This window comes from Streptomyces himalayensis subsp. himalayensis (assembly GCF_013778455.1).
GTDB classification, from domain to species: Bacteria; Actinomycetota; Actinomycetes; order Streptomycetales; family Streptomycetaceae; genus Streptomyces; species Streptomyces himalayensis.
In genome coordinates this window covers 135,114-156,941 of the sequence record NZ_JACEHE010000010.1, presented here as the reverse complement: position 1 = coordinate 156,941, position 21,828 = coordinate 135,114, and the positions used below count along the sequence as shown (strand labels likewise).

Genomic DNA, 21,828 nt, shown 5'->3' with positions numbered 1-21,828 from the left:
CATGTCTGCGTCCGCACAGCCCGCGTCCGCGCGCTTCCCGGAACAACGGTCCGCGGAACGACGATCGTCGGAACACCGCCCCTCAGAACACCGCCCCTCAGAACACCGCCCCTCGGAACACCGGCCATCGGAGGGCGGCCGACCCTCGGAGCACCAGTCCGCGACACGACGCCAAGTCCTCGCCCGTACCGGCGCGGTGGGCGCGGGGATCGCCTTCACCGGCGCACTCTCCGAACTCTTCGCCGGTACGGCCGCCGCCCAGGGCAGGACCGGATACGGCCCCCTCGTACCCGACCCGGACGGCCTGCTCGACCTCCCGAAAGGGTTCCGTTACAAGGTGCTCTCCCGCGAGGGCGACCCCCTGCGCTCGGGTGAGGGCAAGGTACCCAGCAACCATGACGGCATGGCCGCCTTCGCAGGCAGACAGGGCCGCGTCCACCTCGTACGCAACCACGAGAACCGCGTCACCGGCAGGGTCCCGGTGCCGACGGTCGACGGCCTCACCTACGACCCGGCCGCCAAGGGCGGCTGTACCGCGCTGACCCTCGACAGCCGCAACGACGTCCTGGACGAGCGCGTCGCGATCGCCGGCACCGCCGTCAACTGCGCGGGCGGGCCGACCCCTTGGGGCACCTGGCTGACCTGCGAGGAGACCGAGGACAAGGCCGGCACCAACGGCTACACCAAGGACCACGGTTTCATCTTCGAGGTCCACCCGTCGGATCCGCACCGCTCAGGAGCCGTGCCGCTGACCGCGATGGGCCGCTTCCAGCATGAGGCGATCGCCGTCGATCCGCAGCGCGGCATCGTCTACGAGACCGAGGACGCCTTCGAAAAACCCTTCGGCCTCTTCTACCGCTTCCTGCCCGAGAGGCCGGAGGGCGGTCTCGGCTCGCTGCGCGCGGGCGGCAGGCTGCAGGCCATGCGCGTACCGGGCGTGCCGGACCTCTCCGCCATCCAGGAGACGGGCACGACGTTCGACGGCATCGAGTGGGCCGACGTCCCGGACCCGCTCGCCGCCTCGACACCCATCCGCCTCCAGGACTTCGGCCCGAAGGGCATCACGCACGCGCAGAAGCTCGAGGGCTGCTACTGGGGCGGTACGTCCGTGTACTTCGTCTCGTCGTACGCGCGCAGCCGCGAGGGCTCGGCCGCCGACCACTTCGGGCAGATCTGGCGGTACGACCCCGCCCGGCGCCGCCTCACCCTGGTGATCGTCTTCGGCCCGGGCACCGATGTGCAGCTGCCCGGCGAGGAACCGGACAACATCTGCCTGGCGCCCAGCGGCGGCCTCATGGTCTGCGAGGACGGCGAGGGTGCCCAGCACGTGTACGGGGTGACGCGCCGCGGCGAGGTCTACGCGATGGCGCGCGGACGTCAGAACATTGGTACGCCCGAGGCCCCGGAGTGGGGAGAGTTCGCCGGCGTGACCTTCTCCCCCGACGGCGACACCATGTACGTCAACTGCTACGCGCCCGGCACGACCTTCGCGGTGACGGGGCCCTGGTAAGAGTCCGGAACCAGAAGCGGCCCGGGCCTGTGTGCCCGGGCCGTTCCGGCACCCACAGCCTCCGCGTTGCGGCACTCAGAGCTCCCGTGCGGTACGCACTGTCACCGCGTCCCTCCACGGCTTGCGCCTGCGCTTTGGGGGGCGTACAGGATTGGACGACACCCTTTCGGACGTACAGGATTGAATACGGGGAAATACGGGGATTCTGGGCGTCCCGCAGCGGTGCAGCGCGATGGCGAGCACGTAGGAAAGAAGGCGATCGCCATGCAGAACGACGCAACCTGGCATGTGGATCTGGGCATCCAGGAAGACGGCAACGACACCGGGGCCAACGCGGCGCTGAGGCTTCCGGACAGCACCGAGCTCAAGGCTCACGGGCATGCCAAACGGCACCCGGACGATCCGGTGCAGAATCGCGTCGGTGAGGAGTTGGCCGCGGCGCGGGCGCTCAACGACCTGGCGCGGCAGCTGCTGCGCAAGGCGGCCCATGAGATCGAGGAGGCCACGCACGTGCCGGCGCATCCGCACCCGTGATCACATGGGGTCGCCGGCCGGCCAACCGCGGATGCGGCAGACGGCTCACTCTGCTTCCGGTGCCCGGGCACCCCGGGTTCCGGCGCCAGGGTGACTCCGGGTGCCGGTGAGCGGGTGACTCCGGGTGCCGGCGCCCGGGTGACTCCGGGTGCCGATGAGCGGGTGACCCGGTTCCGGCGAGCGGGCGACCCGGTTCCGGTGAGCGGGTGACTTCGGCGGGGCGAACGAGGGCGTACGGCGCTTCGCCTCGCCGACAGGTCGGTTTTAGCACCATATGTTCGCTGGGTGATCACCTCTGCACGGAGAATCATCACGCGCCGTGCGTGGAGCGCCTCGCTCTGCGCGCTGGGCGCCGCACTCGTCGGGTGCGGCGCCCACGGCGCGCAGGACGCCGGACTCCCGGAGCGTCCAGGCCCGCCGGCCGCCACCACCGCATCGCCGGCCTCCACCGCATCGCCCTCGGCCACGCCGTCCCGGCCGCCCACCCTCGCGCCCGGCCCCGCCGGACTGACCCCGGTGTTCACGAACGGTCCGCGCACCGGCGGGAAAACAGTGGCGCTCACCTTCGACGCCGACATGACCGCGGACCAGGGCTCACGCGCGGCAGCCGGGGAACGCTTCGACAACCCGGAGCTCGTCGCCACACTGCGCCGCCTGAAGGTGCCGTCGACCGTCTTCATGACCGGACGGTGGGCCGAGGAGTACCCGGACGAGGCCCGTTCCCTCGCGCAGGACCCCCTCTTCGAGATCGCCAACCACTCCTACAGCCACTACGCCTTCACCCCCGACTGCTACGGCCTGCCGACCATCGGGACCGCACGGATGCGCTCCGACGTGGAGCGCGCCTTCACGGCGTTCCGAAAGGCGGGCGTGGCGCACGCGATGCCGTACTTCCGTTTCCCCGGCGGCTGTTACGACGACCGTGCCCTCCGGGAGCTGACCCCCGTCGGCGTCACGGCCGTGCAGTGGGACGTCGTGAGCGGCGACGCGTTCGCGACGGATGCCGATGCGGTGGCGCAGCAGGTGCTGGACGGGGTCCGGCCCGGTTCCGTCGTGGTGATGCACTGCACGCGCAGCGCGGCTCCGGCGACGGAGAAGGCGGTACGCACGATCGTCCCGGAGTTGCGGGACCGCGGGTTCCGCTTCGTGAAGGTGTCGGAGCTGATCGGGGAGGAGGCCGGCGGCCGCGGATAGGCGGTCGACCGGCGAGGGCCCCGGGGCGTCACGTTCTAGGCTGGTGGCATGGAGGACTCCTACTGCACCACCGGCAGCGCGACCGGCCCGGACACCGCCGCGGTCGCGTCCGACACCGCCGCGCCCGCGAAGGCGGACGGCCCTCCGTTCGCCGAGTGCGTACTGTGCCGGGAGCCCACCGAGTATCCGGAGTCGTACAAGGGCATCACGCTGTGCCCGGTCTGCGAGTGGCAGGAGGCGCAGCGCAGCGCCTGCTCCGGCTGAGGCGCCAGCCGGTACGGTACGGCCGGGCGGGGCCGGGCCGGGCCAGGCCGGAAGAACCGATCATCCCCCTGGCAGACTGGACCGGTGAGCAGCCACGACGCCCCCGACGCGCCCGACACCGACACCGACACCGACACGACCACCGCATCCCCGGCCCCAAGCGCCTCGAGCGCCACGGAGTCCGGATGCGTGGCCCCGGAGAGCCCCTTCCGTTCCGGGCGCACCGTGCGCGACACCGTCACCCAGTTCGTACTGCCCCTGGTGGTACGCATCGAGCGCGCCGCTCCCCCGGCCCGTACGGACGCGTTGGAGACCGCCGCCCGTGCCGTCCTGAGGATGTTGAGCGACGAGCGGTCGCTGGGCGACGGGGCGTGGGCACAGGCGGTGCGGGACTGGGAGGACGCGCGGATCCGCAAGGTGGTGCGGCGGGCGCGGGGCGCCGAGTGGCGGCGGGCCGAGGCGCTGCCCGGCATCACGGTCACCGGCAAGTCCGCCGAGGTGCGGGTCTTCCCGCCGGTGCCGTTGGACGGCTGGCCGAAGGACTTGGCGCGTCTGCAGGTATCGGGCACGGATCTCGACGACCCGGAGCCCCCGGCCGACGCCGATGGGACCGCTCCTGTGCTGTGGCTGAACCCCGGCGTCGAGATGTCGGCGGGCAAGGCAATGGCCCAGGCGGGCCACGGTGCCCAACTCGCGTGGTGGGAGCTGCCGGACGAGGAGCGCACGGCCTGGCGCGAAGCGGGCTTCCCGCTGTCCGTGCGGACGGCGGACCCCGCTCACTGGGACGAACTCACCTCGAGCGGACTGCCGGTGGTGCGCGACGCGGGCTTCACGGAGATCGCCCCCGGCTCGTGCACAGTGGTCGCGGACCATCCGGCGCTGCACCGGCGTCGCTGACCGGCCGAAGGCCCCGAACAGTCCGCAGGCCGAAGCAGGACGCTGCCCGAGACAGGGCGCTGACCCGTTCACCGGCCCTTGAACATGCCGGTGAACATGCCGGTGAACATCCCGGTCACTGCCTACGTACCTCTCGATACCGCCAAGTAGGTTGAACTGCTCTGCACGCGGCGGTTGATTCAGGTGATCGAGCAGAGGCAGCTGGCACACCGGGAGGCTCATTTGCTGCGACGGATCAACGGCACGGGACTCGTCATCGCGGCACTCGTCGCCACCATCGGCGCTCTCGCCTTCCCCGTCTGGTCGTACGCCGACCGGTCGGGCACCGGCCCCGCCAACCTGGCCGCGGGCACCGTGGCCACGCGCTGGGGGCCGCTCTCCACCCTTGACCGCGAACTGGTGGTCAAGGTGCGGCTCGCCGGGCTGTGGGAGATACCCGCAGGCCAGCAGGCCCTGGAACGGGCGCCCACCGAGGCGATCAAGGCGACGGGTGACCATCTGATCGTCGGCCACACCGATCTCGACGAGCGGGTACGGAACGTCGCCGCACAGCTCAACATCGAACTGCCCAACCAGCCGACCGAACAACAGCAGGGCTGGCTGCGCGAGCTGACGGAGGCCCAGGGACAGGAGTACGAGCGGAAGTTCGCCAACCTGCTGCGTGCCGCGCACGGCAAGGTGTTCAGCGTGATCGCCCAGGTGCGCGACAGCACCCGCAACACCCTGATCCGGCAGCTGGCCACGGACGCCAACCAGACCGTGCTCGACCACATCACGATGCTCGAAAGCACCGGGATGGTCGACTTCGACGCGATAGCGAACGGCTCCGCCGCGACCCAGACCGCGAGCCCCACCGGGCCTCCGCCGCCCTCCGGCATCGCGCCGTCGGCACCGCCGGCCGGCCCGACCGGCGACATCTCGGTCACCTCGCGGCCGTCGCCCACGGCGCCGGGACAGGTCAACACGGACCGGCCCGATCCCGAGTAGCCCGATCCCGAGTAGCCCGATCCCGAGTAGCCCGGTCCCGAGTAGCCCGGTCCTGAGTAGCCCGGTCCCGAGTAGGCCGACCACTCCCACGACCGGTCCGAGGCAGTGCGGTCTCCCTGGCGCCGGAACCTCAAATGTTGCTCTGAACGTCCCCGTACGTGGGTTCGGTGCCAGGCACCGGGGCCATGACTCCGTCACATCGGCACGCCGCGCATCGGCTGCCGGCGGAGGCCACACAGGGTCTGCGTGAAGGAGGGGGAATCGTGCAGCACTTGGGTACCGGAATCGGCTGGCGGCCGGAGATCGCCGACGCGGTGGAACGGATGCCGGGCATCGACTGGGTCGAGGTCGTGGCGGAGAACATCTGCCTGGGGCACCTTCCCGACTCCCTGCGGCGGCTGCGCGAGCGCGGTGTCACGGTGGTGCCGCACGGGGTGTCGCTCGGCCTGGGCGGCGCGGACCGTCCCGACGAGGAGCGGCTGACCGCCCTCTCCGAGCGCGCGCGGGCCCTGGGCGCCCCGCTCGTCACGGAGCACATCGCGTTCGTACGGGCCGGTGGCGCGCTCACCGCCTCGCAGCCGCTGGAGGCGGGGCATCTGCTGCCGGTGCCGCGCACCCGCGACGCGCTGGACGTGCTCTGCGAGAACGTACGGATCGCGCAGGACGCACTGCCGGTGCCGCTCGCCCTGGAGAACATCGCGGCGCTGATCTCCTGGCCGGGCGAGGAGATGACCGAGGGGCAGTTCCTGTACGAACTGGTGGAGCGCACCGGCGTACGCCTGCTCATCGACGTGGCGAACCTGCACACCAACCACGTCAACCGCGGTGAGGACCCGTCGGCGGCGCTCGACGCACTGCCCGTCGAGGCCATCGCCTACGTCCATGTGGCGGGCGGCTTCGAGCGCGACGGCGTGTGGCACGACAGCCACGCCCACCCGGTCCCGGAGCCGGTCCTCGGCATCCTCGCCGACCTGGCCTCCCGCGTGACCCCGCCGGGCGTCCTGCTGGAGCGCGACGAGAACTTCCCTGACACGGAGGAGCTGGAGGCGGAGCTCGACGCCATCCGGTCGACGGTGTCGCGGGCGTCGGCGGGGGAGGTCGCCGATGCGACGGAAAACCGTGGGGAGGCCGCCGTCCCGAAGGGAAGCCGTGGAGAGGTCATCTCGACGGAGACCCGTGCTGAGGCCGCCCTCGCGGCCGAAAGCCGTGGAGCCGGCGCCGCACGCCAGCGCGTCGCGCTCGCGCAGGCCTCGCTGCTGTCCGCGCTGGTCGGCGGGACGCCCGTCCCCGAGGGGTTCGACCGGGCGCGGCTGAAGGTGCAGTCCCAAGCGCTCACCTCCAAGCGGGCCGACGTCATCGCCAAGGTCGCGCCCGAACTTCCGGGAATCCTCGGGGACACGTACCGCGCCTCCTTCTTCGCCTACGCCCGGAAGCAGCCGATGACCGGTGGCTACCGCCGTGACGCACTCGGCTTCGCCGAGCATCTGCTGCTCGCCGGGACACTCGAAGGCGCCGAAACCCGGCGTCAGTTGACGGAGTGGTGGCTCGAACGGACCAGTCCGAAGCCGCCGTCCCCGCGCCCCGTGGCCCGGCTGGTCCGCGCCGCCGCGTCCCGCCTCGCACTGCACCGGGGGTGACGTCATGGAGACCGTGACGATCTCGATCCTGTACTACGTGCTCATCGGCGGTTCCTCGATCGCCCTGATCATCGCGCTCGCCAGGTCACGCGGCGGCGGTGCGCCCGTCGGCGCGTTCCTGCACGACGCTCTGGAAGCCGCCTTCCTGTCCGGCGGGCCCGGCCGGGTCGCGGACACGGTGATCACCGCGATGCACGAGGACGGGCGGCTGGTCGTCGGATGGCCGGGCATCGTCTCGATCCGGCAGGGCGCCGCCGCCCACAACCCCGCTGAGAGCGCGCTGATCACAGCACACTCCGCCGCTCCCAACGGCGCCCTGCACCAGCTGCGCGTCTTCGTGATGCGCAGTCCCGCCGTCCAGTCGATCGGCGACGGGCTCGCGGCACGCGGCCTGCTGATCCAGCCCGGCGCACTGCGCCCGATCCGCCGCTGGGCCATCACGCAGATCCTGCTGTGCCTGGCGGGTTTCCCGCTTGCGATCGTCCTGACCTTCGTGCAGTTCGCGCACTATGACGGGTACGACTTCGCATTGCCTTTTGTCTTCCAGGTGTTCCCTGCCGTGCTGTTCGGCATCGTGGTCGGAGCGGTGTGCTCTGCCCGTTCCGGGAAGCGGCTGACCGGCGCCGGTCAGAGTGCCCTGCGCCAGTACGCGGCATCCACCGCCGCCCGAACCGGGAGCGCCGCACACTTGGTGGCCATGGGCGGCCCACGCGCGGTGCCCGACCCGGAGCTGCGGAGCCGGCTGGCTGCGGCCGCGCGGACGCGGGTGAGCGTGGGCGGCAGCTCGTCCTCCGGCTCCTCCTCGTCCGCCTCCCATGACGCCTCGCTGTGGGTCGGCGGCACCGTCATATGGTGCGGAGGAGGTGGCTCCGGCGGTGGTTCCTCGTGCGGCGGTTCGAGCTGCGGAGGGTCCAGCTGCGGGAGCTCTTCGGGCGGTTCGAGCTGCGGAGGATCGTCCGGTGGGTCGAGCTGCGGCGGGTCGTCCGGTGGGTCGAGCTGCGGCGGCGGTGGATCCAGCTGAGGCAGCTCCTCGTAGCCCTCCTGCGGCGCACCGCGTACCGAAGTTGACGTACTCATGCGCGTATGGCGACAGCGCGTACCCGAGGCGCATTAGCGTGCGGTGCCGCAACAGGAGGCACCATGCGATCCATCAACGGCACCGGACTGATCGTCGCGGGGCTCACCGCGACACTGGTCGCGCTGATCTTCCCCATCTGGTCCTACGCGGACCGCTCGGGCACCGGCCTGGACACGCTCAACGCCCAGACCGTCTCGACCAGATACGGCCCGCTGTCCGCTCTGGACCGGGACTTCATCACCAAGGTGCGGCTCGCGGGCCTGTGGGAGCTGCCCGCGGGCCAGCAGGCCGAGGAGCGCGGCACCACGAAGGCCGTGCAGACCGCCGGTGAGCACCTGATCGAGGGGCACACCTTTCTGGACGCACGGGTACGCGAGGTCGCCGCACAGCTCAGCCTCGAACTGCCCAACCAGCCGAACGCCCAGCAGCGCGCATGGCTCACGGAGCTGAGTGCGGCACGCGGCGACGAGTACGACACGCTGTTCGCGAACATCCTGCGCCGCGCCCACGGCAAGGTCTTCTCGGTCGTGGCACAGGTGCGCGCGACCACCCGCAATTCGCTGGTCCGCGACCTCGCCGACGACGCCAACACCACGGTCCTGGACCACATCACGGTGCTCGAGGACACGGGGCTCGTGGACTTCGACGCGATAGCGAGGGACGCCGCCACGACGGGCCCGCAGCCGGTGACCAGCTCCCCCGCGCCGCCCGGTCCGGCCCGTTCCCCCAGCCCGCCCGTACCGGTCACTCCCTCCGACTCCTTCTCGCTGCCTCCGGCCGCGTCCCGGCCGAAGCCGGCGGACACGGGCGACGAGAGCGCCGACCCGGGCAAGAGCAAGGATGACAAGGACGACAAGAGCGAGGAGAAGGACACGGAGGAGAAGGAGAAGGAGAAGGACGAGTAGTCAGGTCGAGGCCGCCGAGAGGCGCCAGGCTGAGGCCCCGGAAATCCTGCGACGAGCAGGCGGCCCGACGGCCGGAACGGACGAGCTCCCGGCGGCCGGAACGGACGAACGTCACCTATGGAACACGCTCCGTCCACATTCTGAACACACCATGGCCAACAGGCGATTCGTCGCATAGAAAGCCGCCATGTTCTGGGTCGCTCTCCTGCTTCTGGCCTGGGCCGCAGCCGGCCTCTCCTGCGCCCGGCTGTGCCTGGCGGCCCTCCGTGCCGCCGCCGTCGAGGCGGACACCGCGGCGGCGGAACCCGTCACCGGCCGCGACCGTAACCACCTCAGTGGCCACGACCGTGAGTTGACGCTGTACGAGGCCGCCTTCCTGTCCGGCGGCCCCTACCGGGTCGCCGACCTGACCCTGGTGGCGATGGCCCGTCAGCGCCGGCTGCTGCTCGCGCACACCGGCTGGGCGACCGTGGTCGACGCGCAGGGGCGGGACGACATGGAGCGGTCGGTGCTGGGAGCGATCGGCCCTGGTGGCCAGTCCCGGATAGCGCCGATACGCTCCGCGGCCGCGGCCGCGGAGGCGGTACGCGCACTCGCCGACCGGCTGGTGGCGGCGGGCCTCGCCGTGCCGGACGGGGCGCGTACGACGGTGGCGGGCGCGGTGCGCCAGGTGAAGGCGGCCGCGGTGGCCGTGGCGGTGCTGGGGGGAGTCGCGCTGCTGATGCCGGCTCCGGAGCAGGTGGCGCATGGTTACCGGGTTCCGGTCGTGGCCTGGTTCGCGCTGCCTCTGGTGCTCACGCTGGGCTGTCTGGCCATCGCCCGTTTTGAAGTGCATCCGTACACGCGCTGGGCGTCACCGGCCGGTCAGCGCTTGCTGGGGAATCTGGCGCCGCAAGACGGTGCCGCCGACGACCGGGCGTATCTCACGACTGTGGCCGTCCGGGGCATCCACGCAGTCCCCGATCCCGACCTCAGGGCGGCGTTCGCGCATGGCACGTCCCACCGGGAGGGGACGCAACGGGGTCATTGACCCGACACCGGCGGTCCGGTGCTTTACTTCACCGTTCACCGATCCAATTATCCCTTTTATTCAGTGGGTCTGTGAGACCGGCCTTCTGACGTTCCATCAGCCGTCGGCGGCATGAGCGCCCCTGCGCCGGACGAGCCGAACGAAGGGATGCCGAAGAGCGATGAGAGCAGCCGTCATCAGCGGAGCCGCCGGGTCCATGGTCCTCACGGCCCTCGTCGCAGCACCCGCGGGCAGCAACACCCCGACCGGAAACACCTCGGCCGCAAGCACCTCGGCCCGCAGCACCTCGGCCGACAGCGCCGCAGCGGAGATGCGCGGCACCGCTGTCGCCGCCGCGCGCGCCGCGGCCGCCGGTATCCGCTTCGGCGCCTGTCCCGAGGCGGAGAACCTCCCGGACCACATCCGGTGCGGCACGGTGACCGTGCCGCTCGACTACGCCGACCCCGACGGCAGGCAGATCAAACTGACCGTCAGCCGCGTCGAGGCCACCGGCCGGGTCGAGGCCGCCGGCGATGCGCCCGTCACCGGCGGCGACGGCAGGAACGGCAGGGGCGGCGGCAAGAGCGCTCCGGTCGCCCGCCAGGGGGCACTCGTCTTCAACCCGGGCGGCCCGGGCGCCTCCGGCATGTACTTCCCGATGGCCGGCGGCATGCCCGAGTGGCAGCGCATCGCTGCCGCGTACGACCTCGTCGGCTACGCCCCGCGCGGCGTCGGCCGGTCGGCGCCGCTGTCCTGCCAGGACCCCGAGCAGTTCGTGCAGGCGCCGACGCAAGCGCCCACGCGCCCTTCCGAGTCGTACAAGAAGCAGCGCATCGCGGAGGCCAAGGCGTACGCCCAGGGCTGTGCGCGCAGGGCGGGGACCGCGCTGCGGCACTACACGACGCTCAACAACGCCCGGGATCTGGACGTGCTGCGCGCCGCGCTCGGCGAGCGGAAGCTGACGTTCGTCGGCGCCTCCTACGGCACGTACATCGGGGCCGTCCACACCACGCTCTTCCCCTCGCACGTGCGCCGCATGGTCTTCGATTCGGCGGTCGATCCCGACCCGCGGCAGATCTGGTACCGCAACAACCTCGACCAGTCGTTCGCCTTCGAGCAGCGCTGGGAGGACTTCCGCACCTGGGTGGCCAGGCACGACAGCACGTACCACCTGGGCGCCACGCCCGAGGCGGTGCAGCTGAGCTACGAGAAGGTACGGGCCGAGCTCGCGCGGCGGCCGGCGGGCGGCACGGTCGGACCCGGCCAGCTGCAGGCCGCGTATCTGAAGGCGGGCTACTACGACGACTACTGGCCGATGCGTGCCGCCGCGCTCACCGAGTATCTGAAGGGCAACCCTCAGCCGTTGATCAGCCAGGCGGCCCCGCATCCGCAGGTGGCCGGCGAGGAGGAGAACAGCGCCGCCGTCTACACGGCGGTCCAGTGCAACGACGCGCCCTGGCCCACGGACTGGGCGACCTGGGACCGCGACAACACCCGTCTCGCGCGCGTGGCGCCCTTCACGACGTGGGACAACGCCTGGATGAACTTGCCGTGTGCCTTCTGGCCGGCGCCGCGGCAGCAGCCCGTCGACGTGGGCACCGCCGAGGGCGCGCTGCCGCCGACCCTGATCCTGGCGGCCGAGCGGGACGCGGCCACGCCTTACCAGGGGGCGCAGGAACTGCAGCTCCGGCTGCCCGGCTCCGTCCTTGTGACGGAGCGGGGCGCGGGCACGCACGGCATCGGCGGCGGCGCCAACCAGTGCGTCAACGGGTACCTGGACGCGTATCTGCTGGCGGGGCGCCTGCCGACGCTCCGCGCCGGCTGCGCCCCGCATGCCGAGCCGAAGCCGTTGTCGCTGCGCTCCGGCTCAACGGGAGCGGGCCCGACGTAGATCCTGCTGTACGTCGGGGGTTGTGCCCACCCTCCCCCATTGCCTTAAGGGCATGGGGGCACCCCCATGCCCCTGCGGAACGACTGCCCACAACGGTCGTCAGGCCAGGCCTGCCACCAGTTCCGCCACCGACTTGCGGCGGCCCGTGAAGAACGGGACCTCCTCGCGTACGTGCCTGCGGGCCTCGGAGCCGCGCAGGTGGCGCATCAGGTCGACGATGCGGTACAGCTCGTCGGCCTCGAAGGCGAGGATCCACTCGTAGTCGCCGAGCGAGAACGAGGCGACCGTGTTGGCGCGCACGTCCGGGAAGCCGCGGGCCATCTTGCCGTGGTCCGCGAGCATGGTGCGGCGCTCCGCGTCGGGCAGCAGGTACCAGTCGTAGGAGCGGACGAAGGGGTAGACGCTCACGTAGTTGCGGGGCGTCTCGTCGGCGAGGAACGCCGGGATGTGGGAGCGGTTGAACTCGGCGGGGCGGTGCAGCGCCATGTTCGACCAGACCGGCTCGAGCGCGCGGCCGAGCTTGGTGCGGCGGAAGAGGTTGTACGCCTCCTGGAGCTGGTCGCTGGTCTCCGCGTGCCACCAGATCATCAGGTCGGCGTCCGCGCGCAGACCGGACACGTCGTACGTGCCGCGGATGGTCACGTCCTTGGCGGCGAGCTGGTCGAAGAGCTCCTGGACCTCGTCGGCGTAACCGGCGCGGTCCTCGGGCAGCACGTCCTTCAGCTTGAAGACGGACCACAGCGTGTAGCGGATGACCTCGTTGAGGTCCTTGGCCAGCTTGCCCTTGTTCGGGATCCTGCCGGACTCGGTGGTGCCGGACTCGGTGGTGGGGGCGTCGTCACTCATGCGCCTATTCTCCCGCTCCGCCGTGCAGGCTCTGCACCGGGTTCGCGGTGAGCTGCTCCACACCGCGCCGGTCACCGCCCAGCTGGTCCACGGCCGCGTACGCACTGGCGATGCAGGCCGGGATGCCCACGCCGTCGTACGCCGCCCCGCACACCGCGAGGCCCGGCAGCTTGCTCACGTGCTCGCGGATGCGGGCCACGCGCGCGTGGTGGCCGACCGGGTACTGCGGCAGGCCGTCCCGCCAGCGGGTGACGCGGGCGGCGACAGGGGCGGCGCTCAGGCCGGTGGCCTCGCGCAGATCGTGCCGGGAGACCTCGACGAGCTCGGCGTCCTCGCGGCCCAGGTCCTGCTCCTCGCCGTACCGGCCGACGGACGTGCGCACCACCAGCAGTTCCGGGTTCTCTTCGGCGATCCACCCCCACTTCTGGGAGGAGAAGGTGGACGCCTTGATGGTGCGGCCGTCGACGGGCGGTACGAGGAAGCCGCTGCCCTCGGGGAGCCGGGCGTCGTCCCGCCGGTACGCGAGGGTGATCAGCGCCATGGAGGCGTACTCGACGGTGCGCAGCTCGGCGGCCGCGGCGGGCGACTCCGAGGCCAGCAGCGCGGCGGCGGCCGGCGCGGGGAGGGCGAGGACGACGGCGTCGGCCGTCTCGACGTGGTCGCCGACCCGCACCTCCCAGCCGTCGGGCGTCCGGCGAAGGCCGCCGACAGGGCTGTTCAGGCGGATCTCACCGCCACGCGCGCGTACCGACTCCGCGACCGCGACCGGGAGCGCGCCGATGCCGTCCCTGATGCCCATGAAGACGGGCCCGGTCTGCTGGTTCTGCGCGGCACGGGCCTGGATCTCGCGAACGGCCTCGGTCAGCGAGGTGTGGCCCCGGGCCGCCTCGAAGAGCTGCGGGACGGCGGAGCGCATCGAGATGCGGTACGCGTCACCGGCGTAGACCCCGCCGAGCAGGGGCTCGACGAGCCGGTCGACGACTTCGCGGCCGACGCGTTCGGCGACGTAGCCGCCGACCGCGACGTCGTCGCCGATCTCGGTCGGCGGAAGATCGCGGTCCTGCTCGATACGGCGCAGCCCTTCGTCGGACAGGATGCCGGACAGTGCGTCGGCCGTGCCGGGCACGCCCATCACGTGCCCCTTCGGCATGGGCCGCAGCGCGCCGCGGGTCCAGATCGACGCGGTCGCCGTGGCGGGCGGCTGCAGCCGGTCGCCGAGGCCCACCTCGCGGGCGAGGGCGACGGCCTCCGGGCGGCGGGCGAGCATCGACTCGGCGCCGAGGTCGACACGCGCGCCCGCGATCTCCCCGGCGTGCAGCTTGCCGCCGATGCGGTCCGAGGCCTCGAGCACGGTCACGCGCGTGGCGCCCGCGGGAGAGCCGTCGGGCGGGCCGCCGGGAGAGCCGCCAGGTGAGCCGAGCAACCGGTGGGCGGCGGCCAGGCCGGCGATTCCTCCCCCGATGACGACGACATGACCCGAACCCGTACGTGTGTCCCCTTCGCGCATGCCTCCACTCTCTCAAACCGTGCATGGCGGCCAGACCCGGCACCGGTGGCCCCGACGAGTCCCGACCGTGACCCCATCGGGACCGGACAGCGACAACGAAACCGGAGCCCCGGGCGTCGAAGGAGCACCAGTCATCACCAACCCCGGGGGTACGCCGACATGTTCGAGCCTCTCGCTCATGGCACGTCCAGGCACCGAGACGGCACGTCCACGCGCCGAAACGGCCTGTCCAGGCACCGATCCATCCAGGCACTGTCGGCCGTCCTGCTGGCGGCGGCGCTCGCGCTGGCGGGATGCGGGGCCAACGACAGCTCCGCTGGCAGCTCCGCCGACAGCGCCGCCAAGGCGGCCCCTCCCGGCGCTGCGGAAGCCAAGCAGGGCGCGGCCGCTCCCGGCGGCCAGGCCGACAGCGGTTCCGGCGAGCAGGCGGGCGACAAGGCGACCACCCCGCCGAAGCTCACCGGCACCCACGTCATCCGTACCGCATCGCTCACCGTGCTGGTCAAGGACGTGCAGAAGGCCCTCGACGAGGCGCGCTCGGCCGCCGAGGGCGCGGGCGGCATCGTCGGCAACGAGACCACGATCCGCGACGAGGACAGCCGCGAGGAGTCCCGCGTCGTACTGCGCGTTCCCACGGAGCAGTACGAGGAGGTGATCACCGAGCTGCAGGGCACGGGAAAGCTCATGGAGCGCAAGGTCAGGGCGCAGGACGTCACCGACCAGGTCGTCGACGTCGAGAGCCGCATCAAGACGATGCGCGCGAGCGTGGGACGCGTGCGTGAGCTGATGGACAAGGCCACGAAGCTGAGCGATGTGGTGGCGCTGGAAGGCGAGTTGAGCAGCCGTCAGGCGGACCTGGAGTCGCTGCTGGCCCAGCAGGCGTCGCTCAAGGACCGCACGAGCCTGGCCACGATCACCCTGACGTTCTACGAGAACCCGAAGAAGCAGGTCGTGAAGAAGGACGACGACCCCGGGTTCCTGGATGCGCTGGCGGGCGGCTGGCACGCGTTCGTCACGCTGCTGCGCTGGATAGCGGTCGCTTTCGGCGCGGCCCTGCCGTTCGTGGCTGCGGCGGCGCTGATCATTCTGGTGTGGCTGCGGGTCGTACGCTCCCGGCTGCCTCGCGGTGCGCGGACACCTCTGCCGGCGGGCGGTCCTGCGGGGGCGCCGGCGACAGGTACGGCGTCTGCGGCGCCCGCGGCCGGTCCGGGGTCTGCGGCACCCACTGCGCCCGCGGCTCGCGGCGCCGACGCGGATGAGGAGCAGGGAGGCGACTCCGCCAAGCAGGAGTGACCTCGCGGAGTGATCTCGCCTTCGGGCGGCAGGCGTCCTCTGCGTCTCCTGCCGCCCGAGCGTCTCGCCGTACGCTCGCCTGTGCGGTGCCTACCGTGCCGCGCTGCGTTCAGACGCTTCCCGAGGAGCAGGCGATGCGAGAGCGAATGGTGGTCATCGGCGGAGATGCGGCGGGCATGTCGGCCGCGTCGCAAGCCCGCAGGCTCAAGAGCCCCGACGAGCTGGAGATCATCGCGTTCGAACGCGGCCACTTCACGTCGTACTCGGCGTGCGGCATCCCGTACTGGGTCAGCGGCGACGTCGTGGAGCGGGACGAACTGATCGCGCGCACACCGGAGGAGCACCGGGCCCGCGCGATCGACCTGCGGATGCGCACCGAGGTGACCGAGATCGATGTCGCGGGCGGCCGTGTCCGCGCCCGCGATCTGGAGTCCGGCGCCGAGGAGTGGACGGCGTACGACAAGCTCGTGATCGCCACGGGGGCCCGGCCGGACCGGCCGCCGCTGCCCGGCATGGACGCGCCCGGGGTCCACGGAGTGCAGACACTCGACGACGGTCAGGCGCTGCTCGACACCCTGGAGCGGACGGAGGGCCGCCGGGCCGTGGTCGTCGGCGCCGGGTACATCGGCGTGGAGATGGCCGAGGCGCTGATGAAGCGGGGCTACGAGGTCACGGTGGTCAACCGCGGCCAGGAGCCGATGGCCACGCTCGACCCGGACATGGGCCGTCTCGTCCACGAGGCGATGACCGGGCTCGGCATCGCCATGGTCGACGACGCCGAGGTCACCAAGGTCCTGACGGACGCGGACGGCCGGGCCCGTGCGGTGGCCACGGACGACGCCGAGTACCCGGCGGACGTGGTGGTGCTCGGCATGGGCGTACGCCCGGAGACCGCCCTCGCCCGCGCGGCGAGGCTGCCGCTCGGCGAGTACGGCGGTCTGCTCACCGACCTCGCGATGCGGGTGCGCGGCCACGACGACATCTGGGCGGGCGGCGACTGCGTGGAGGTCCTCGATCTCGTCTCCGGCCGCGAGCGGCATATCGCGCTGGGCACGCACGCCAACAAGCACGGGCAGGTGATCGGGGCGAACGTGGGCGGCGGGTACGCCACGTTCCCCGGTGTCGTCGGTACGGCGGTCAGCAAGGTCTGCGATCTGGAGATCGCCCGTACGGGGCTGCGCGAGAAGGACGCGCGGGCCGTCGGGCTGCAGTACGTGACGGTCACCGTCGAGTCGACGAGCCGGGCCGGCTACTACCCCGGGGCAGCGCCCATGACGGTGAAGATGCTCGCGGAGCGCCGTACGGGGCGGCTTCTCGGCGTGCAGATCGTCGGGCGTGAGGGGGCGGCGAAGCGGGTGGACATCGCGGCGGTCGCGCTCACCGCGGGCATGACGGTGGAGCAGATGACCGCGCTGGATCTGGGGTACGCGCCGCCGTTCTCGCCCGTGTGGGATCCGGTGCTGATCGCTGCGCGGAAGGCTTCGGTGGCGGTGCGGGTGGCGGGCGACTGAGGTTCTTCCCCCACCCCGCCCCTTCCCGCTGCATCTGATATGCGGCTCCGCCGCGTGGCAGGGCCGGCCCCCTGGACCCCCGCTGGGGGGCTTCGCCCCCCAGACCCCTGTCGCCCCTGACGGGCTCGTCCTCAAGCGCCGGACGGGCTGATTGGTTGCCGCGCGGGCTGATTGGTCGCGGGACGGCTGGATCACGCGGTCGTGCCGTTGATCCTCTCGATCGCCTGGCGCGCCTGGTCCCCCGGTGAGCGGCCCGTGAGTGACGACACGGGAGCCGGGGCGACGCCTTGCGGTGGCCGCTCCTGTGACGCCGGTTTCGCGTGCGCCGCCGGCGGCCGGGTGCGCAGGCGGTGGCTCGCGGCCTCGTCCAGGCTCACCGGGCGCTGCAGGCGGGCCGCGAGCCGGCCGGCCTCCTGGCCCAGCGCGGCGACGTCCTCCCACTGCAGGCGCAACACCAGACGGACTTCCGCGTCTCCGTCCGGCAGCGCCTGAAGCGGCACACTGCTGGGGTCGTTGCTGGGGTCGGTCATCGGCCGTCCTCACGTCTCGGAACCCCCTGTGGGGGGTGCCCGTCCCCGGGCCGGGGCGGACGCAGAGTGATACGGGAGCTTGTCCGTTCCCGTTCAGCGGAGCGCCCGGATTCGTGCGGCCCGTGCCGGGCAGGGATCAGATGTGGTCATCCCCGTCCATGACGTGAATCCGGCGCGGCGCACGCCCTGGGTGACGTACGCGCTGATCGCCGCCAATTTCGTGGTCTTCCTGCGTACTCCTGGAATGGCCGGCTCGCTGACCGGCGGAAGCAGCCTTGCGCAGCTGTGCGAGCTGCGGGCGTTCATGGAGCACTGGGCGGCCGTGCCGGAGGAGCTGATCCGTCTGCGGATGCCGCGTGCGGTGCCCACGGGCGATGTGGGCCTGGGTCCGTCCGGGCCGGGCTGCGTGGTCGGCCCGCCCGACTACGAGAAGTACCCTCCGCTGTCCGTCCTCACCTCGATGTTCCTGCACGGCAGCTGGCTGCACCTGCTCGGCAACATGCTCTTCCTGTGGGTCTTCGGCAACAACGTCGAGGACCGCCTCGGGCATGTGCGGTACGTACTGTTCTACGTCGTGTGCGGGTACGCCGCCGGCTATGGATACGCGCTGGTCAACCCCGATTCCGGCGCCCTCCTGATGGGCGCGTCCGGAGCGGTCGCCGGGGTCCTGGGCGCCTATCTGGTGCTGTATCCGAAGGCGCGGGTGTGGGTGCTGGTGCCGTTCCTGCTGTTCCTGCCGTTGCGGCTGGCCGCCTGGATCGTGCTGGGCCTGTGGTTCGTGCTGCAGGCGGTGTACTCGTACGGTGCGGCGGTCACGCAGGCCGGGACCGTGGCCTACGTGGCCCATGTGGTCGGCTTCCTGGCGGGGATGCTCCTCGCCTGGCCGCTGCGCCGCGGCACGCAGCCACCACCTGAGCCGAGCCGCATGCTGTGGGGCAGACAGGCTCGGCACCACTGGTGACCGACGGGGCCGAGGGGGCCGATGGGGCCGACGGCAGGACTGGTGACCGGCCGGCCCACGTGAGGCGCGACGGCAGGCGTCAGCGCGCCGTCTGCGTGTGCACGTACTCCACGAGGCGGGTCAGCGCGTCCGGCTCGGTGGTCGGCAGGACGCCGTGTCCGAGGTTGAACACATGGCCCTCGAGCCCGGCCGCCGCGTCCAGTACCTCGCGGGTCTTCTGCTCGACCGCCTCGGTCGACGAGAAGAGCACCGCCGGGTCGAGGTTGCCCTGGAGCGCCTTGCCGGGGCCGACGCGGCGGGCGGCCTCGTCGAGGGACACGCGCCAGTCGACGCCGACGACGTCCGCGCCGGCCTCGCCCATCAGCCCGAGCAGTTCGCCGGTGCCGACGCCGAAGTGGATGCGCGGCACCCCGTATCCGGCCACCGCGTCGAAGACCTTGCGCGACGCGGGCATCACCGAGCGCCGGTAGTCCGCGGGCGCGAGGGCGCCCACCCACGAGTCGAAGAGCTGCACGGCCGAGGCGCCCGCCTCGATCTGCACCTTCAGGAACGCCGCCGTGATCTCCGCGAGCCGGTCGAGCAGGTCGGCCCACAGCTGCGGGTCGCCGTACATGAGCGCCTTGGTGTGCTCGTGGTTGCGCGACGGACCGCCCTCGACGAGGTAGCTCGCGAGGGTGAACGGCGCACCCGCGAAACCGATCAGCGGGGTCGCGCCGAGCTCAGCGGTGAGCAGGCCGATCGCCTCGGTGACGTAGGAGACGTCCTCGGGCGTGAGATCCCGCAGCTGGGCGAGGTCCGCGCGCGTCCGGATCGGTCGTTCGACGACCGGGCCGACGCCGGGCTTGATGTCGAGGTCGATACCGATGGCCTTGAGCGGTACGACGATGTCGCTGAAGTAGATCGCGGCGTCGACGCCGTGACGGCGTACCGGCTGCAGGGTGATCTCGGTGACCAGCTCGGGCCGCATGCACGACTCGAGCATGGGGATGCCCTCGCGGACCTTCTTGTACTCGGGCAGGGAGCGCCCGGCCTGCCGCATGAACCACACCGGCGTGTGCGGCACGGGCTCGCGCCTGCACGCCTTCAGGAAGGCTGATTCCTGGACTCCCTGCACGTCCTTGACGTCCTTGACGTCCGTGGCGTCGCGCTTGACGTCGTCGTGCGGTGTGGTCGGCTGGTGGCCCGCGGGGCTGTCGTTGGCACTCACGTCGGAAAGTCTCGCATGCAGCGGACACCGCCTGTCCCCGGGGACAGCGGCCGCTCGCCGGCCGGGGCGTTCATCCGAATGGAGACTGGCGCGTGGCGTATTCATGGGGGCGTGAACCGGACAGCCGTCGCGCTGCCGGGTGTCTCTCCCTGCGCGAAGGCTCCGTTCCCCTTAATCTTCCCCGCATGGCTGCGGCTCAGGGACGACTGTCGGACGACGCTGACGATAGGGACGGTACGGAGGGCAACGCGGCGGACTCGTCTCCGCTGCCCTTCCGCGCGGCTGTCGACGCGCTGCGGGGTGCGCGACTGCGCCCGGAGATCGAGATCTCCCCGGCGCCCCCGCCCCAGCGCCTGGCCCCCTTCGCCCATGCGCTGGAGGCCGCGGTCGTCGACGGCGAGGAGGACCTCGCCGACGGACGGCTCGTCCTGCTGCACGACCCGGCGGGGCACGAGGCCTGGCAGGGCTCGTTCCGGCTGGTCACACTCGTACGGGCGGAGCTGGAGCCGGAAATAGCGTCTGATCCGCTGCTGCCCGAGGTCTGCTGGTCGTGGCTGACGGGCGCGCTGACGGCGCGCGGGCTGTCGCAGGGGGAACCGAGCGGCACCGTCACTCGCGCGGGTTCGCACTACTTCGGCGCGCTCGCCGAGCGTCCGCCGGCATCGCAGATCGAGATCCGTGCGTCCTGGACGCCGCGCGAGGGCCTCGGCGGGGTACCGGACACGGCGGCGCATCTCGCCGCATGGTGCGACCTGCTGTGCCAGGTCGCCGGGCTGCCGCCGGCCGGTCCCGGCGATACGTCGGTGGTGTCGCTGCCCCAGCGGCGGGGGCCGCAGACACGCTGAGAGCGGCGCTGAGGCGTTGACGCGGAGGCCGGGCCTGCTGCTTGCCCTGCCAGGCCCGTTTGTGTGTCGTGCACAACGGCCTGGCAGGCCAGGGACATCGCGCGGTGGCAGCCCTCATCGCGCGCGGGAGCTTCCCTACGCCCTGAGAAGCGCCGGCCCCGCCCTGAGAAGCACCGGCCCCTCCCCAGGCGATGCAATTCCGGACGCATTTCTGACGCGTGCTGGACACGCTGCGGCCCGATACGGACGCGAAGCGGATGGATTACGACCCGCCTCGGCTCGATTTGATCTCTGACATGATCGCTCGCATGTCTGAATTGCACGAATTGTTACTCACCAAATCGTGATCTTTCTCTAAAGGAGGACGGGTTTGGTGCCGAAGAGGTCTGTGACCTTGAAAGCACGGTTCGTCCCGGCTTCATCCCCGAGCCGGTCCCGTCCCGCACCCCAGGAGGCCTGGTGTCCGTTCTCCTCGAGCAGCCCGCAAGCCTGGTCGCCTACCGCCCGAACAAGCCGACCGCCATGGTGGTCGTGGCCGACCCGCGTGTCCGCTCCACCGTCACCCGTCATCTGTGGGCGCTCGGAGTGCGCGACGTCATCGAGGCGTCGTCCATCGCGGAGGCCCGCCCCCGGATCGGCAACCCGCGCGACATCTGCGTCGCCGACGTCCACCTTCCCGACGGCAGCGGGCTCACCCTGCTGTCCGAGACCCGAGCCGCCGGCTGGCCCAACGGGCTGGCCCTCTCCGCCGCCGACGACATCGGCGCCGTACGCAACGCCCTCGCGGGCGGTGTGAAGGGCTACGTCGTCACCGGCACCCGCACGAACGTGGGCCTTCCCACCCGCCCCGGCGCCGCCCCCATCGGGTCGGCCGCCGCCCGTATGCACCGCCGCCCCCCGGGTGCCCCGAGCCACCCGGGCGGCTACCGAGAGCTGTCCGGCCGCGAGGTCGAGGTGCTGCGACTGGTAGCGGAAGGCCAGTCCAACAAGGCCATCGGCGTCTCGATGGGCCTGTCCGCACTCACCGTCAAGAGCCACCTCGCCCGCATCGCCCGCAAGCTCGGCACCGGTGACCGGGCAGGCATGGTCGCCGTGGCCCTGCGCACCGGAATCATCCACTGACCGAATTCACCCACTGACCGGGATCATTCACCGCCCTGACTGGTTTACGTCCCTCCCGCGCCCGCCGACGGAACGTTCCGACGACGGGCGCTGTGCATGC

The 21,828-nt window shown here is 71.7% G+C and carries 20 protein-coding genes; 16 read left to right on the top strand and 4 right to left on the bottom strand.

What is annotated here, in order from left to right:
* Position 1 precedes the first annotated feature (1 nt).
* The 11 genes from H1D24_RS18245 to H1D24_RS18195 all read left to right on the top strand — a co-directional run bounded on the left by H1D24_RS18245 (position 2) and on the right by H1D24_RS18195 (position 11,906).
* Entirely contained in the window at positions 2 to 1,510 is a 1,509-nt protein-coding gene (locus tag H1D24_RS18245; protein ID WP_258564146.1) for an alkaline phosphatase PhoX, read from the top strand.
* Between the two features lie 222 nt (positions 1,511 to 1,732).
* Positions 1,733 to 2,044 carry a DUF1876 domain-containing protein gene (locus H1D24_RS18240; protein ID WP_374064257.1) on the top strand — a complete coding sequence of 104 codons (312 nt, stop codon included), beginning with the start codon at positions 1,733 to 1,735 and terminating at the stop codon, positions 2,042 to 2,044.
* A 285-nt stretch (positions 2,045 to 2,329) separates the two neighbouring features.
* Complete coding sequence (locus tag H1D24_RS18235; protein ID WP_309484366.1) at positions 2,330 to 3,238, top strand: polysaccharide deacetylase family protein; 909 nt, start codon at positions 2,330 to 2,332, stop codon at positions 3,236 to 3,238.
* 48 nt (positions 3,239 to 3,286) lie between these two features.
* Positions 3,287 to 3,502 carry a hypothetical protein gene (locus H1D24_RS18230; protein ID WP_181658661.1) on the top strand — a complete coding sequence of 72 codons (216 nt, stop codon included), beginning with the start codon at positions 3,287 to 3,289 and terminating at the stop codon, positions 3,500 to 3,502.
* Between the two features lie 189 nt (positions 3,503 to 3,691).
* Positions 3,692 to 4,399 carry a peptidyl-tRNA hydrolase gene (locus tag H1D24_RS18225; RefSeq protein ID WP_309484375.1) on the top strand — a complete coding sequence of 236 codons (708 nt, stop codon included), beginning with the start codon at positions 3,692 to 3,694 and terminating at the stop codon, positions 4,397 to 4,399.
* Positions 4,400 to 4,624: 225 nt separating this feature from the next.
* Positions 4,625 to 5,386, top strand: coding sequence for a DUF4142 domain-containing protein (locus H1D24_RS18220; RefSeq protein WP_181658751.1), 762 nt, complete (start codon positions 4,625 to 4,627; stop codon positions 5,384 to 5,386).
* Between the two features lie 263 nt (positions 5,387 to 5,649).
* Positions 5,650 to 7,023, top strand: coding sequence for an MbnB/TglH/ChrH family RiPP precursor modification enzyme (locus tag H1D24_RS18215; RefSeq protein WP_309484365.1), 1,374 nt, complete (start codon positions 5,650 to 5,652; stop codon positions 7,021 to 7,023).
* 4 nt (positions 7,024 to 7,027) lie between these two features.
* Complete coding sequence (locus H1D24_RS18210) at positions 7,028 to 8,044, top strand: TIGR04222 domain-containing membrane protein (protein WP_181658658.1); 1,017 nt, start codon at positions 7,028 to 7,030, stop codon at positions 8,042 to 8,044.
* A gap of 119 nt (positions 8,045 to 8,163) precedes the next feature.
* Positions 8,164 to 9,006: a DUF4142 domain-containing protein gene (locus H1D24_RS18205; RefSeq protein ID WP_181658657.1), complete on the top strand. Its 843-nt coding sequence runs from the start codon at positions 8,164 to 8,166 to the stop codon at positions 9,004 to 9,006.
* A 187-nt stretch (positions 9,007 to 9,193) separates the two neighbouring features.
* Positions 9,194 to 10,036 (top strand): TIGR04222 domain-containing membrane protein, encoded by an 843-nt coding sequence (locus H1D24_RS18200; protein WP_181658656.1) that lies wholly within the window; start codon positions 9,194 to 9,196, stop codon positions 10,034 to 10,036.
* A 160-nt stretch (positions 10,037 to 10,196) separates the two neighbouring features.
* A complete protein-coding gene (locus H1D24_RS18195; protein ID WP_181658655.1) occupies positions 10,197 to 11,906 on the top strand; it encodes an alpha/beta hydrolase in 1,710 nt (569 codons plus the stop codon).
* A 99-nt stretch (positions 11,907 to 12,005) separates the two neighbouring features.
* On the opposite strand, the gene hemQ is transcribed toward H1D24_RS18195, so the two are convergent.
* Positions 12,006 to 12,752: a hydrogen peroxide-dependent heme synthase gene (gene hemQ / locus H1D24_RS18190; protein ID WP_181658654.1), complete on the bottom strand. Its 747-nt coding sequence runs from the start codon at positions 12,750 to 12,752 to the stop codon at positions 12,006 to 12,008.
* A gap of 4 nt (positions 12,753 to 12,756) precedes the next feature.
* Complete coding sequence (gene hemG, locus H1D24_RS18185) at positions 12,757 to 14,259, bottom strand: protoporphyrinogen oxidase (protein WP_181658653.1); 1,503 nt, start codon at positions 14,257 to 14,259, stop codon at positions 12,757 to 12,759.
* Between the two features lie 159 nt (positions 14,260 to 14,418).
* Between hemG and H1D24_RS18180 the strand changes: the two genes are divergently transcribed.
* Both H1D24_RS18180 and H1D24_RS18175 read left to right on the top strand, forming a co-directional pair.
* A complete protein-coding gene (locus H1D24_RS18180; protein WP_181658652.1) occupies positions 14,419 to 15,552 on the top strand; it encodes a DUF4349 domain-containing protein in 1,134 nt (377 codons plus the stop codon).
* A 134-nt stretch (positions 15,553 to 15,686) separates the two neighbouring features.
* Positions 15,687 to 17,063 carry an FAD-dependent oxidoreductase gene (locus H1D24_RS18175; RefSeq protein ID WP_181658651.1) on the top strand — a complete coding sequence of 459 codons (1,377 nt, stop codon included), beginning with the start codon at positions 15,687 to 15,689 and terminating at the stop codon, positions 17,061 to 17,063.
* A gap of 191 nt (positions 17,064 to 17,254) precedes the next feature.
* Here H1D24_RS18175 and H1D24_RS18170 read toward each other — a convergent pair whose 3' ends face one another.
* The gene (locus H1D24_RS18170) at positions 17,255 to 17,593 is read right to left on the bottom strand and encodes a hypothetical protein (protein ID WP_181658650.1); all 339 of its coding nucleotides are present in this window, start codon (positions 17,591 to 17,593) and stop codon (positions 17,255 to 17,257) included.
* A 142-nt stretch (positions 17,594 to 17,735) separates the two neighbouring features.
* On the opposite strand from H1D24_RS18170, the gene H1D24_RS18165 reads away from it, so the two are divergent.
* Positions 17,736 to 18,554 carry a rhomboid family intramembrane serine protease gene (locus H1D24_RS18165; protein WP_181658649.1) on the top strand — a complete coding sequence of 273 codons (819 nt, stop codon included), beginning with the start codon at positions 17,736 to 17,738 and terminating at the stop codon, positions 18,552 to 18,554.
* A gap of 79 nt (positions 18,555 to 18,633) precedes the next feature.
* Here the strand turns inward: H1D24_RS18165 and hemE are convergent, their stop codons facing one another.
* The gene (gene hemE, locus H1D24_RS18160; RefSeq protein ID WP_181658648.1) at positions 18,634 to 19,761 is read right to left on the bottom strand and encodes a uroporphyrinogen decarboxylase; all 1,128 of its coding nucleotides are present in this window, start codon (positions 19,759 to 19,761) and stop codon (positions 18,634 to 18,636) included.
* A 185-nt stretch (positions 19,762 to 19,946) separates the two neighbouring features.
* Here hemE and H1D24_RS18155 point away from each other — a divergent pair, with 185 nt between their 5' ends.
* Positions 19,947 to 20,606, top strand: a complete 660-nt coding sequence (locus H1D24_RS18155) for a DUF3000 domain-containing protein (protein ID WP_181658647.1) — start codon at positions 19,947 to 19,949, stop codon at positions 20,604 to 20,606.
* Positions 20,607 to 21,065: 459 nt separating this feature from the next.
* Complete coding sequence (locus H1D24_RS18150) at positions 21,066 to 21,728, top strand: response regulator transcription factor (RefSeq protein WP_030687574.1); 663 nt, start codon at positions 21,066 to 21,068, stop codon at positions 21,726 to 21,728.
* The last annotated feature ends 100 nt before the right edge of the window (positions 21,729 to 21,828 follow it).